The following is a 13,496-nucleotide window of genomic DNA, read 5'->3' on the forward strand; positions in this document are numbered from 1 at the left end:
CAGACCTCACAGGTTTTAGAAACCTGTGAGGTCTTGTGACTCTAACTTACCACTCTAATAAAATTCTTTGTGCAGAAAAACCAGGGCCAAAACTCAGCATAATTCCTCGTTCTCCTTTCGCGGGATTTCGATCCATAAATCGTTCTAAAACATATAAAACGGTTGCACTCGACATGTTTCCATACAAACGTAAAACTTCTTTTGTATCGTCTATATTTTTTCCTAAAACACCAAATAAATCTTCGACAGTCTGTACAATTTTCTTTCCTCCAGGATGAAAAATTAAATGATCTATAGCATCAATTGTCAAATTATTTTTCTCTAAAAACGGGTGAATAATCGCTGGAAAATGGTCTGATATTTTCTTTGGCACTTCTTTGTCTAAAATCATTTGCAACCCTGAATTCACCAAATTAAACCCCATCATGGTTGTAGCGTCGTAAAAATGATACATGGCTTCATCTACAATTGCTGGTCCTTTATCCTCTTCGTAAGAAGACAAAATAACAGCAGACGCCCCATCACCAAAAATTGCAGCGCTTACAATATTTGTCATCGAATAGTCTTCTAATTGAAACGTTGCTGTTGGTGCTTCAACAGCAATTACTGCGGCTCTTTTATTCGGGTTTGATTTTAAGAAATTCTTCGCATAAATAATTCCTGAAACTCCTGCTGCACAACCCATTTCTGTAACAGGCAAACGCACAATATCTTGTTTCATTCCCAACGAGTTAATCAAGTAGGCATCTACAGAAGGAATCATAATTCCGGTACAACTTACCGTGATAATGTAATCAATATCAGTAGGTTTTAAATTGGCTTTATTTAGAGATTTTCTTAAAGATTTTTCTGCCAATTGTACAATTTCTCTCGCATAGATATTATTTTTTTCTTCAAAAGAAGTTGCTGTAAAAACTTCTTCAGGATCCATTATAGAATACCGTTTATCAACTCCAGCGCCTTCAAAAAGTTTGATTACTTTTCGCTGAAATCGTTCTTCTTGATCTTGCATCCACAGTTTTACAAAAGGAATAATGTCTTTTGTTTCTCTATAATATTTTGGTAGTTGCTTTGCAACAGATGTTATTTTTACTTTCATATATTATTGTTCCACAGAGAATCACAGCGTTTTTACGCAGAGATTCTCGGAGTTATTTTTTATTTTTTAAAATCTTAACACAGATTTTCACGGATGTTGAATTCGTAAAGTTTAAGATAATTAGTTAAAACGCCAACTTGAAACCTTAATGTTGAAACTTTGAACTCTTTAAAATCCACAAATAACGAAATGCCCATTTCCACGAAATTTGTGGCTTTACATTTATTTTATTTGATATGCTCTCTAAATCTTTTCTTTTAAATCCTCTTAAAACAGACGTCAATCCGTCTTCAATAATCATTTTGTTTGCTATAAAAATTGACAATAGCATAAATAAATAATACGCCAATGTATGTCTGTGCAAGTCGTTTACAACAATGCCAATTTTTGTTTGTTTTATTGTGTTTCCTAAAAAAGAAACAAGTTCTGGTTCTTTAAAATGATGTAAGAATAAAGTCGCTAAAACCACATCAAACTTTCTGCTTTTAAATTCGTCAGAAAAAATATCTTGAGTTTCAAAACTCAATTCTGGATAATTTAAAGACAATTCATTCGCGTATGCTATCGCTGTAGGATTTGCATCAACGCCAAACAATTTCATTTTATAGTCGTTTTTTCTTCCGAATTTTGCAACGTCTCGTAAAATATCTCCATGACCACAACCAATATCTACAATTTTAATTTCTTGCTCTTTTGGGTGGTTTTTTAAAATCTCTTTTAAACCATTTACAGTCACTTTATTTCCACCCAACCACCTGTTTATATGCTCTAATTTGTCTAACGTATCTCGCAATAAATCACCACCAATGGAAAAATCGTCCATGATTTCTTCTTTGTCTGTTCTATGTTTTGTACTGATGAAAAAATCCATTAAATCGTTATCTTTTTTCCGTGCGTTTGTTTGATGATAATTGGTAATAAAAAAGGCAGTTTCTTTAAAACTTGTAATAAAACAGCTGCAATTCTGTCTTTTCTAAACAACATTGCAATAAAATGCCCTGCTTTTAAGCGCCATTTAAATTCTTTATTCCACAATCTAATGTACTGCTTTTCCAAGTGGTTTCTTGTGGTAATTTTACCTTTGTAATAATTTAGAATCAGTTTAGACGCAATTTGTGCAGACTGAATTGCCATACTCATTCCGTTACCACACAATGGGTGAATCATTCCTGCAGCATCACCACACATTAAAATATGATTTTCAACAGGTTTCTTGGTTTCAAATGAAATCTGACTGATAGAAAGCGGTTGCTTCCAAATTGGTTTTGAGTTTTGAAACATTTCTTTTAAAAATGTATTTTTAAAGACTACATTTTCTTGAAAATCATCAATATTTTTATACTTTTTAAAAGATGAAAAACTGGTGATATAACACAGATTAATCGCATTGTTTTCTACTTTAGAAACACCACAATAGCCACCTTTAAAATTATGAAGCGCCACCAAGTCTGTTGGAAAATCTCCTTTTACATGAATTTTTACTCCTAAATAAGGCGATTTTTTTTGGATAAAATCACGTTCCATTTTTACATCTAATACTGATCGTTTTCCAAAAGCACCAATACATATTTTTGATTGGAAAGACTTATTCTCTTTCGTTTCAACTAAAAAAACGTCATTGTGAAAATCAACATTTACAACAGCATCTTGTAAAATAATAGCACCCTTTTCTTTGGCTTTTTCAGATAAAATAAAATCTAATTGATACCTCGAAATTCCGAATCCTCCCAAAGGCAGTTTCGCAGAAATGATTTTATTTTTTGTAGTTGACAATTGGAAATTATCAATTTTTACAGCTCCAAAATCAAACGGATTGATTTCTAAAAAAGCTAAATAAGGCAATACTTCGTTCGAAATATATTCGCCACAAACTTTGTGTTTTGGGTATTCGTTTTTTTCAATTAATAAAACTTTCTTCCCAAATTTTGATAAGTGAATGGCATTGCACAATCCAGCTAAACCTCCACCAATTATTATTACATCAAAAGCAACGAAGTTGCCTTTTGTATGATTAACTGTATGAATAGTTTCTTTCATTTAGTTTATTAATTCTGCTAATTCTTTACCCACCAAACTTCCAATGGCAACGCCCATTCCGCCCAAACGTACTCCACAAAAAACGTTGTTAGATATTTGTTTTACAATGGCTTTTTTCTGCCCTGAAAGATTATTAAAGCCAACACCCATAATTCCACTCCATCTGTGCTCAATTTCAAAATTTGTGTTTGGTAAAATGGTTTCTTTTAAAATTTGTTCTAATTGAGTTTGAATGATTGCTGTCTGTCCGAATTCAGCAGTTTCCTCGGTTTTAAAATCGAGATTTCTTCCACCGCCAAACAAAATTCTATTATTAATATTTCTAAAATAATAATAGCCTTTATCTAAATGAAACGTTCCTTTGATGTGTAAGTTTTTAATTGGTTTTGTAATACATACTTGCGCTCTTGCAGGTTGTACGCTTTCTTCTAAAAGCTGATTTGCAAATCCGTTGGTAGCAATAAATAATTTGTTCGTTTTAAAAGTGATTTTATTCGTTTTTACATCCACGAAATTGCCTGTTTCCATAAAACTTTCAACAGAAATATTGTTTAAAATTTTAATTCCTAATTTCTGAACTTTATGCAACAATTCAAAAGCCATTTTACCAGTATCAATCTGCCCTTCAAAATTATTTACCAAGTATTTAGAATGCACTTTTTGAAAATCAAAAGTATTCTCTGAAGTTGAAAACACATCCGCATTAAAAATAGGTGTTAATAACTGATTAATTTCCTCTTTTCTAGCAATACAGTCTTCAAAAAAAGCTTCAGAGGCACACAATTCATATCCAAAATTTTGCTGAAAATCAATAGTTGCATCGCCTAAATTTTTTCTTAATAATTGCAAACCTTTCCAACGTTTGTTTACTAAATTAAAAACTTCTTGTGCTGTATGTGTTTTTAAATCGTCTATTAATTCAGACAAACTTCCAAAACAAGCAAAACCAGCATTCTTAGTACTTGCTCCTTGAGGCAGCATTCCTTTCTCTAAAACTAAAATATTGGCATTTGGGTGCTTTCTTTTGAGTTCTAAGGCACAATTTAAGCCTACAATTCCACTACCAACAATTGTAAAATCGATGTTGGTAAACCATTCTTTTAATTCCCAATAACTATAGTTCATTTATAAACTTTTTTCAAAACAAATACTATTTGCCATCCCTTTATATTGTCCGTAATTCTCAATCACTTTATAGTTGCATTTGTAATAAAACTTTACAGCCTCTTTTTGTCTTTTTCCTGTTTCTAAAACACATTTTTTATAGCCCAATTCTTTCGCCCAGCTTTCTAGTTCTTTTATTAATTTTTGAGCTGTTCCACTTCCCCTACTTTCTTTAGAAACATACATTCTTTTTATTTCCATAGCGTGCTCATTAAACTTTTTTATAGCTGCGCAACCTACGGGTCTCTTGTCATCATAAATTACAACTACATGTTTTATGACATCTACATTGTTGTATTGATTGTAAAAATCGTGTTCATCTTCATCAGTAATTTTTAAATAGGCGTCTAATTCTTTTATCAAGTTGATAAAATCTTTATTTTTTGAATTGGTTCTAACGACTTTTATCATAATTTAATTTCGAATAAACTGACCGTGGCATTTTTGTAATGTGCAGGCAAACTGTTTGTATTATTTAGTTTAGAGAGTCCTAAAAAATGAAAGCCGCATTTTTTATAATGATTTATAAGCCCCCTATTTTCACCCACAGTGTCTAATCTTACATAATTATAGGAATTTTTTTTAGCATATATTTTAGACCAAGCAACCATTTTTTGAACCAAATTATTGCCTCTTATTTCTTTATTCGTTGCAATTCTATGAATGTAAATGGCAGCATCTTTGTTTTTCTCTTCCCAAATAAGAGGATCTGAAAAAGCGATGGCCCAAACACAGGCAATTTTATGATTTATTATAATTTTAAACTGTTTCTTTTCTTTTATTTCTTGAACAATCATTTCTCTAGAAAATTCTGGCCAAATAACCATTTTTAAATTGGTTTGAAGCGCTCTTGCTTGTTTATAAAGTTTTAAGATTTCGTCTACATCTTCTAAAATACTATTTTGTATGTTCATTTTATAATTAATACTGTTATTGCGAAGAATGAAACAATTTTTTAATTTTGATTGAGATTCCTCTTTGTTCCTCATTGGAATTGCATACTGCTGATTACATAAAGATGTTCTGCATCAGAATTCAAATTTTAATTGTACCCAAAAAGGTTCCTTAATTTCTGTATTTAAATTTCCAAAAGAAATTCCTAATAAACGAACAGAGTTTACCAAATTCTCTTGAAACAATAATTCTTTAACTACTGGAAAAAACTCATTTTTACTCTGCATAAAAGAGGCTTTTGTTTTACTTCTAGTTTGTTGTGTAAAATCTGAATATTTAATTTTTAAGGTAATCGTTTTTCCCTTCGTATCATTCTTTTTCATGCGTTTTTCTAGCTCATCTGCAATATTTTCTAGTTTTTCTAACATAAAAATCTCCGAAGAAATATTTTCACTAAATGTTCTCTCTGCTCCTAAAGATTTTCTAATTCGGTTTGGTTTTACAGGACTGTTATGAATTCCGCGAACAATATTATAATAATGTGTGCCCGATTTTCCAAATAAATTTACGAGCTCCTCTAACGTTTTTTGCTTTAAATCGTTCCCTATAAAAATACCTAAATTATACATTTTTGCGGCGGTAACTTTGCCTACTCCATAAAATTTATTTACTGGTAATTCTTCTAAAAATTTAATTACTTCTTCTGGATGAACCGTTTTTTGCCCATTTGGTTTGTTAATATCTGAAGCTACTTTTGCAATAAATTTATTGATTGAAATTCCTGCGGAAGCTCGCAAACCTGTTTCCTCATATATTTTTTGACGAATTTCTCTGGCGATGGTATTTGCAGAGGGATTCCCTTTTTTATTTTCTGTAACATCTAAATACGCTTCGTCTAAAGAAAGCGGCTCTACCAAATCTGTATATTCGTAAAAGATTTCTCTAATTTTAGCAGACAACTCTTTATATCTTTCAAAATCTGACTTTACAAAAATAATATGTGGGCATTTTTGTTTTGCTAAAAAACCACTCATCGCAGATTTTACACCAAATTTTCTGGCTTCATAACTTGCCGCAGAAACTACTCCACGCGCTCCGCCACCACCAACTGCAATCGCTTTACCTCTTAATGTTGGGTTGTCTAACTCCGCTACAGATGCATAGAAAGCATCCATATCTACATGAATTATTTTACGAAAAGGAGGTTGCAATTCCACAATTAACTTTTAGATAAATTGGTGAGCACTTCTATTGCTTTTTTAGCATGTTTTACGTCAACAAAAATATGATCATGGTAAAATCCTGCAATAACATTACAACTTATTTGGTGCTCTGTTAATGCTGATGAAAATGCTGCCGTTAAACCAACTGCTTCTAAAGAAGAATGCATCTTTAACGTAATCCAAGAACTAATAAATTGGTATTCTAACTTTAAAGCAACTGCTCTATTTTTCTCTATGACAATGGTAATTCCTTCTTCTTCTTTAAATTCAAATACTGTATCTGTCCTTAAAATTCCATCAAGATTAGCAACGGTAGCAAACACATATTCGCCAGAATTTAAAACCGGTTTTAGTTGTTGTAAGAGTTTTTGTAAGTCTTTTTCGCCGCTCATATTTTATATTTTGATAATGTACCAAAAATACGGAAAAGTACTTACTTGTCATTCCTGCAAAGACGTGAATAAATAAGAATTACTTCAAAAAATTAATACAAGCTTGGGTAACGACCACTAATTCTTTAGACATGTTTTTTGTTGACCAAGGATGTGAAACATTAAAAACATGGTCTGCATTTTCTATAATTTGAATGACACTTTTAGGGTTCCAAGCATGTATTTTACGACCTTCATCAACGGAAATGGAAGTATCTTTATCTCCATGTATTACCAATTGTGGGATTTTTAAATTTTCTACCGCACTTTTTATATGCAAACGTTTTTCGTTCTCTTTAAAATCTAAATAGAATTGATAATAGTGTGGCATTTGTTGTTTTGTCCGTCCGTTTAAAACATATTTTACGCCCTCTTTTTTCCACTTTTCTACATTGCCAGTTGTAGCACTTCTGGAGCCAAAATCAGATACGGCAGCTAGTGAAATTACTTTTTTAATTCTTGCGTCTTCATTGGCTTTTATCAATACAATGCCTCCACCTCTACTATGACCAATTAATGAAATCGCATGCGTGTTTGCTTCATTCTTAAATTCTGAGTTGTTAGAAATCCAGTCTAGTATACTTTCTAAGTCATCGAGCTCTTTTGTATAATTATTGTTTCCAAAGGCTTCTAAATCTGGGAAATCGATGGGCTGTTCAACAGTTCCTCCATTGTGCGAAAAATTAAACTTTATAAAGAAAAATTCTGCGTTTGCAAATGCTTTGGCCATTAAATTCCAAGCGCCCCAATCTTTAAAACCTTTATAACCATGACAAAAAACAACTACTTTTTTGAGTTGTTGCGTTTCCTTATAAAAAACATCTGTAACCATTGGTTTGTTGTGTTTTCCTTCAACAATTAAATTTTTTAAAACTTTCATGATCTTTTTATATAAGTAGTTTTACAAGTGTAAAAATAGCAACGAATCTTGTTAATATAGACAAAATCATGTTGATGTCTTTTGTCAATTTTCCTGTTTTTTTCTGAATACTATTTGCAAATTTTCCATATAAAAACAAGATGTAATAAGTAGTTATTACAGCATCTAAAATAAAAAATATAACGCAAAAATCATCAAAAATAAAAAGTTGAATCACATCTAAACCAACAATAACTCCGCAAAAGAAAGGAATAACCCCAGGAGAAAAGCAAAAACATATTCAAAAAAAACTATTTATATAAAAGAAAAGCAATGTTTAACAAAGCGACAAAACCTGTTAAACAACCTAGAATCAAATCCATTTTAGTAGCAATATTCGTAAGCTTGTGTTCAATTCTATCTGCAACAATTGCATAGATTGAATATAATGAAAAAGAACCTACTGTAGAACCAATTGAAAAATAGAAGCTGTTTGCATAAGAGTATTCAAATAATTCTAAACCTATTAAAATTGAAATTGTTGTAAAATAAAAAGGGATGGCAAAGGTATTTAAAAGAGACATGCCTAAACCATAAAAATAGGCTTTTGATTTTTGCGCTTTTTCTTTCTTTATCTTTTTGTTTAAATTAAAATGCAGTCTGAAAAAATTAATCGAAAGAAGCACCAGAATGCCTGTACCTATTTTCTGAATTAAAGTGATGTATTCTGAGTTTTTCATCAAAATACTTGATAGATACGCACCAATATTTGCTTGAAAAAATAACACAGTCGCAAAGCCACCTATTAAATAGAAAGCTGCTTTTTTTCCACTTTTTAAGCTAAATTTTACAACGGTTAAATTTAAAAAACTGGGTACAATACTTCCCGTAAAAGCAATGCCGAAACCTAATAATAAGCAGATCAAAAAATTCATAGATTATTTTAATAGCGCAAATAAACAATTTAAAGCGCAACTATGCTAATGCGTTTGATGTTTAAAGTAGCGCAAACAGATTATTAGTACACTAAATATGCAGCATTACCAATTGCTATACATGCGGTTAAGCATCCTAAAATTAAATCCATTTTGTTGTTTAAAAAAGAAACTGCTGTAAAATAAAAAGGAATGGCAAATGCGTTTAAAAGCGATAAAACCAAACCATGTAAAAAAGCGGTAGATTTTTGAATTCTTTCTTTCTTAGGTTGCTTTTTTGATTTTATATACATCCTAAAAAAGTTTAGTGATATTAAGAATAAAACTCCTGTTCCTATTTTTTGAATGGTGAGGATATAATCAGAATTATTCATTAAGATATTCGCAAAATAGGCTCCAAGGTTCGATTGAAAAATCAATACCAAACAGATTCCGAAAATTAAATACTTCGCAGACTTCAAACCACTTTTTAGGCTAAATTTAACAACCGTTAAATTCAACATACTTGGTAAAATACTTCCTAGAATAGAAACTGCCGTACCTAACGCGATGTAAATTAATAGATTCATAAAATTATTGCATCAAAAATACACAAAAAAACGCATCAAATAAATTGATGCGCTTTTTTAATTTGAAATGAGAAACCGCTACCCAAGGCTACGAGATATGAAGTAGAGATTTCTTTTTTATTTCGACGCAGAGCGTAGGGGAACCAGGTCGGCTAGCAAATTTTAATTCATTGCTTCCCTGTACGAAGCTTCGGAATAAAAATTGAGTTTTACAAATTTAAATAATTCCTTGCGCTAACATTGCGTCTGCAACTTTTACAAAACCAGCAATATTTGCGCCACTAATGTAATCTACACTTCCGTCTTCTCTTTCTCCATATTCTACACAAGAGTCATGAATATCTTCCATGATTTCTTTTAATCGATCATCTACTTCTTTACGAGACCAGCTTAATCTTAATGAATTCTGACTCATTTCTAATCCAGAAGTAGCAACTCCACCAGCATTCGATGCTTTTCCTGGAGCAAATAAAATTTTTCCTTTCTGAAATTCGTGAATAGCTTCTGGTGTAGAAGGCATATTTGCACCTTCAGAAACACACATACAACCATTTTTAATCAATTCTTTTGCTTCGTCTCCATTCAACTCATTTTGAGTTGCACATGGTAAAGCAATATCACACTTTACAGACCAAGGTCTTTCTCCTTCAACATATTTTGCGTTCGGATACTTGTCTACATATTCGCTAATTCTTCCTCTTTTTTTATTTTTGATGAACATTACATGCTTCAACTTTTCTGTGCTAATGCCTTCTTCATCTAAAATATAGCCTCCAGAATCTGATAATGTTAAAACAGTTGCGCCTAATTCTATAGCTTTTTCTGCTGCGTATTGTGCCACATTTCCAGCACCCGAAATTACTACCGTCTTTCCTTTAAAAGAATCGTCTTTACGCAATAACATATTTTGTGCAAAATAAACCGTTCCGTAACCTGTTGCTTCTGGTCTAATTAAAGAACCACCCCAAGAAGCACCTTTACCAGTTAAAACTCCAGTAAATTCGTTGTTCAGTTTTTTATACATTCCAAACATAAAACCAATCTCACGTCCACCAACGCCAATATCTCCAGCAGGTACATCTGTGTTTGGGCCAATATGTCTAAATAATTCGCTCATAAAAGCATGGCAGAAACGCATAATCTCGTTGTCTGATTTTCCTTTAGGGTCAAAATCTGAACCTCCTTTTCCACCACCCATTGGCAATGTTGTTAAAGAGTTTTTAAATACTTGTTCAAAAGCTAAAAACTTTAAAATACTAGCATTTACAGATGGGTGAAAACGCAAACCGCCTTTGTATGGGCCAATTGCTGAATTCATTTGAATTCTATATCCTCTATTAACTTGCACCTCTCCATCATCATCTACCCAAGAAACTCTAAAAGAAATTAATCTTTCTGGTTCTACCATTCTTAGTAAAATATTTTTACCGTGGTAAATATCATTTTTAGCAATATAAGGAATTACCGTTTCTGCAACTTCTTGAACTGCTTGTAAAAATTCTGGTTCATGGTTATTTCTCTTTTTAACCATTTTCATGAACTCCTTAATTTTTGACTCTATATTCTCAGCCATAATTTTTTATGAATTTAATAAAAATTTTAGACGACAAATATAGTTAATTTATGAATTCGCAATTAAAAAATAATTTTTTAATTATTCTTTAGAAGTCTATATTTCAATCGATTTCGAAAGCGGTTGTTGTTTTTTAAATTTTAGATGGATAAAATTCTACAAAAAACACTAAATTTGCGCTTTAATTTTACCCGAAAATGTTAGATAAAGTAAAAGAATTGATTGGTGATGTAAAATCGTTTAATGCAACTACCAAAGATGAAGTTGAAGCGTTTAGAATTAAGTACTTAGGAAGTAAAGGATTGTTAAAAGATTTATTTTCTGAATTTAAAAATGTAGACGCTGCAATGCGTAAAGATTTTGGGCAAGCTTTAAACAACTTAAAGCAATCTGCAGAAGGTAAAGTTGCTGAATTAAATGATGCTTTAGACAGCTCTACGAGTGAAAAATCTTTTTATGGAGATTTAACACGTCCGTCAGAACCTATTGAATTAGGTTCTCGTCATCCAATTTCATTGGTGAAAAATCAAATTATTGACGTTTTTAATAAAATTGGTTTTACCGTTTCTGAAGGTCCAGAAATTGAAGATGATTGGCATAACTTTACAGCATTAAACTTGCCAGAATATCATCCTGCAAGAGATATGCAAGACACGTTTTTTATTGAGCAATCCCGAGGAAACTTCGGGACAGATATTTTATTAAGAACACATACTTCTTCTGTACAAGTTCGTTACATGGAAGAAAACCAACCACCAATTAGAACCATTTCTCCGGGAAGAGTTTTTAGGAATGAAGATATTTCTGCACGTGCGCATTGTATTTTTCATCAAGTGGAAGGTTTGTATATAGATACTGATGTTTCTTTTGCCGATTTAAAACAAACCCTTTTATACTTTACAAAAGAGATGTTCGGAAAGTCTAAAATCAGATTACGACCTTCTTATTTTCCATTTACAGAGCCAAGTGCAGAGGTAGATATTTATTGGGGATTAGAAACGGAAACCGATTATAGAATTACCAAAGGAACGGGTTGGTTAGAGATTATGGGCTGCGGAATGGTAGATCCTAACGTATTGAAAAACGCCAATATAGATCCTACAAAATATTCTGGGTATGCATTCGGAATGGGAATTGAACGTATTGCCATGTTGCTATATCAAATACCAGATATTAGAATGTTTTACGAAAATGACAAGCGTTTCTTGGAGCAGTTTAAGTCGGTCTTATAAAAGAAAAAGCCCATCTTAATCTTCCGAATTCGGCGGCTTCGATCAGTGTAGGCCTCATTAAAAAAATGTGTTATTATAACTTACCCAAAGCGCGAGAAATTTGTTTTCTTATCAAATTTTTAAATTTTATTTGTCTTTAGTACACTAATTAGTTAACTTTGTGGTGTGATAAGAAAAGTAATCGCATACAAAGAATATTTCGCTGATTTTTTTAAAGCTCAAGACGAAAAGGTTCGTGAAAAAATAGGATATGTTTTGGATTTGGTTCGTTTTGAAAGGCAAGTCTCTAAAAAATTCTTTAAATATCTTGAACATACAGACGGAATTTATGAAGTACGTGTAATTACAGCTTTTAAAAGTATAAGGATTCTTTGCTTTTTTGACGATGGAAATTTAGTGGTACTCATAAATTGCTTTGTAAAGAAATCTCAAAAAACACCAAAAAAGGAAATTAAGCTTGCGGAAAAATTGAAAAAGGAATACCTAAAAAATAAAAACGACTCATATGAAAAATGTAACTGATTTTGAAGATATTCTTGTTGAAACATACGGAAAAAAAGGAACTAAAAAGCGTGATAAATATGACGCTGACTCTCTTGCTTTTCGATTAGGAGTTATGCTAAAAGAAGCTCGCAAAGAGGCAAATTTAACTCAAGAGCAACTTGCTGAAAGAACTGGAACAAAAAAAAGCTATATATCACGAATTGAACGTGGTTTAAGTGATATTCAAGTTTCAACTTATTACAAGCTAATTGAATTAGGACTAGGTAAACATTTAAATATTGAAATAGCCTAACCTTAAAATGCTATGGCAACGAACTTTAATAAATATTAAAAAAAATTATTCAACAATTTCAGCACGCGTGAAAAAAGACATTAAAATACCAGAAGTTACCAACCTAGAAATGGCGGTGGTTTACGAATACAACGACATCTACAAAACAGACGATTGGAACGTTTATATCATCAATAATAAAAAAGTTGATTTGGAAATGATGGTGATTGTTTCCCAAGGATTTTCTGATACAAAAACGACTTCTTTATTGCGTAAAAAAATAGAAAAATTGCCTGCAAATTCTTTTGCAAAAATAGAGTTAATGCAACCTGAATTATTCAAACTAAACAACCGTTTTCAAGTTTCTTTTTTTGAAGGAAATACCTTGTATGAAAAAACATTTCTTTTTAAAGAGAATACCCTTAAAGAAGGTGCTTTAAGAGAAATTCCTGAATTGAAAAAACGTGGAGTTTTAGCAAAGTGATACTTAAATGCAAAGTCGTAAAGTTTTTTGCAGGGTGCGCCAAGGTTTGCTTTTAAAGCAAAAAATGATATGAATTTGCAATAACAGCTTCAAAGATTTTTCTAGAATGACAAACCGTGCGGAAATGCGCAAACCTAATAACATCTCGTTTGTCACGCTGGAAGCGTCTCTCGCAAATAACTTCAAAGGTTCTTCTAGAATGACAAACTGATCGGAATTGA

Annotated in this window: 16 protein-coding genes; 4 read left to right on the plus strand and 12 right to left on the minus strand. The window is 31.8% G+C overall.

Translation table 11 applies throughout. The annotated features are described in order from the left end of the window. Positions 1-46: 46 nt before the first annotated feature. The 12 genes from Q0998_RS04875 to gdhA form a co-directional block, all read right to left on the minus strand. On the minus strand, positions 47-1,099 hold the full coding sequence (locus tag Q0998_RS04875; protein WP_299667002.1) for a type III polyketide synthase: 1,053 nt from the start codon (positions 1,097-1,099) through the stop codon (positions 47-49). 145 nt (positions 1,100-1,244) lie between these two features. Then, positions 1,245-1,970 carry a methyltransferase domain-containing protein gene (locus tag Q0998_RS04880; protein ID WP_299667005.1) on the minus strand — a complete coding sequence of 242 codons (726 nt, stop codon included), beginning with the start codon at positions 1,968-1,970 and terminating at the stop codon, positions 1,245-1,247. Then, a complete protein-coding gene (locus Q0998_RS04885; protein ID WP_299667008.1) occupies positions 1,970-3,136 on the minus strand; it encodes an NAD(P)/FAD-dependent oxidoreductase in 1,167 nt (388 codons plus the stop codon). The genes Q0998_RS04880 and Q0998_RS04885 overlap by 1 nt, the downstream gene beginning before the upstream one ends. Next, complete coding sequence (locus tag Q0998_RS04890) at positions 3,137-4,261, minus strand: FAD-binding oxidoreductase (RefSeq protein ID WP_299667011.1); 1,125 nt, start codon at positions 4,259-4,261, stop codon at positions 3,137-3,139. Continuing rightward, the gene (locus tag Q0998_RS04895; protein WP_299667014.1) at positions 4,262-4,711 is read right to left on the minus strand and encodes a GNAT family N-acetyltransferase; all 450 of its coding nucleotides are present in this window, start codon (positions 4,709-4,711) and stop codon (positions 4,262-4,264) included. Continuing rightward, complete coding sequence (locus Q0998_RS04900) at positions 4,708-5,214, minus strand: GNAT family N-acetyltransferase (RefSeq protein ID WP_299667017.1); 507 nt, start codon at positions 5,212-5,214, stop codon at positions 4,708-4,710. The genes Q0998_RS04895 and Q0998_RS04900 overlap by 4 nt, the downstream gene beginning before the upstream one ends. Positions 5,215-5,328: 114 nt before the next feature. Beyond that, the gene (dinB, locus tag Q0998_RS04905; protein WP_299667020.1) at positions 5,329-6,411 is read right to left on the minus strand and encodes a DNA polymerase IV; all 1,083 of its coding nucleotides are present in this window, start codon (positions 6,409-6,411) and stop codon (positions 5,329-5,331) included. 2 nt (positions 6,412-6,413) lie between these two features. Then, positions 6,414-6,809: an ACT domain-containing protein gene (locus Q0998_RS04910; protein ID WP_299667023.1), complete on the minus strand. Its 396-nt coding sequence runs from the start codon at positions 6,807-6,809 to the stop codon at positions 6,414-6,416. A gap of 79 nt (positions 6,810-6,888) precedes the next feature. After that, a complete protein-coding gene (locus Q0998_RS04915; RefSeq protein ID WP_299667026.1) occupies positions 6,889-7,728 on the minus strand; it encodes an alpha/beta hydrolase in 840 nt (279 codons plus the stop codon). Positions 7,729-8,018: 290 nt separating this feature from the next. Continuing rightward, the gene (locus Q0998_RS04920; RefSeq protein ID WP_299667029.1) at positions 8,019-8,642 is read right to left on the minus strand and encodes a LysE family transporter; all 624 of its coding nucleotides are present in this window, start codon (positions 8,640-8,642) and stop codon (positions 8,019-8,021) included. A gap of 83 nt (positions 8,643-8,725) precedes the next feature. Further along, on the minus strand, positions 8,726-9,211 hold the full coding sequence (locus Q0998_RS04925; RefSeq protein ID WP_299667031.1) for a LysE family transporter: 486 nt from the start codon (positions 9,209-9,211) through the stop codon (positions 8,726-8,728). Between the two features lie 217 nt (positions 9,212-9,428). Beyond that, positions 9,429-10,784, minus strand: a complete 1,356-nt coding sequence (gene gdhA, locus Q0998_RS04930; protein WP_299667033.1) for an NADP-specific glutamate dehydrogenase — start codon at positions 10,782-10,784, stop codon at positions 9,429-9,431. 197 nt (positions 10,785-10,981) lie between these two features. Between gdhA and pheS the strand changes: the two genes are divergently transcribed. The 4 genes from pheS (at position 10,982) to Q0998_RS04950 (ending at position 13,275) form a co-directional block, all read left to right on the plus strand. Beyond that, positions 10,982-12,016: a phenylalanine--tRNA ligase subunit alpha gene (gene pheS / locus Q0998_RS04935; protein ID WP_299667036.1), complete on the plus strand. Its 1,035-nt coding sequence runs from the start codon at positions 10,982-10,984 to the stop codon at positions 12,014-12,016. Between the two features lie 165 nt (positions 12,017-12,181). Beyond that, positions 12,182-12,538 carry a type II toxin-antitoxin system RelE/ParE family toxin gene (locus Q0998_RS04940; protein ID WP_299667038.1) on the plus strand — a complete coding sequence of 119 codons (357 nt, stop codon included), beginning with the start codon at positions 12,182-12,184 and terminating at the stop codon, positions 12,536-12,538. After that, a complete protein-coding gene (locus Q0998_RS04945; protein WP_299667040.1) occupies positions 12,522-12,812 on the plus strand; it encodes a helix-turn-helix transcriptional regulator in 291 nt (96 codons plus the stop codon). Before Q0998_RS04940 ends, Q0998_RS04945 begins: the two co-directional genes overlap by 17 nt. 67 nt (positions 12,813-12,879) lie before the next feature. Then, positions 12,880-13,275: a hypothetical protein gene (locus tag Q0998_RS04950; protein WP_299667042.1), complete on the plus strand. Its 396-nt coding sequence runs from the start codon at positions 12,880-12,882 to the stop codon at positions 13,273-13,275. The last annotated feature ends 221 nt before the right edge of the window (positions 13,276-13,496 follow it).

Source organism: uncultured Polaribacter sp., from assembly GCF_947501385.1.
In the GTDB taxonomy this organism is placed as follows: Bacteria; Bacteroidota; Bacteroidia; order Flavobacteriales; family Flavobacteriaceae; genus Polaribacter.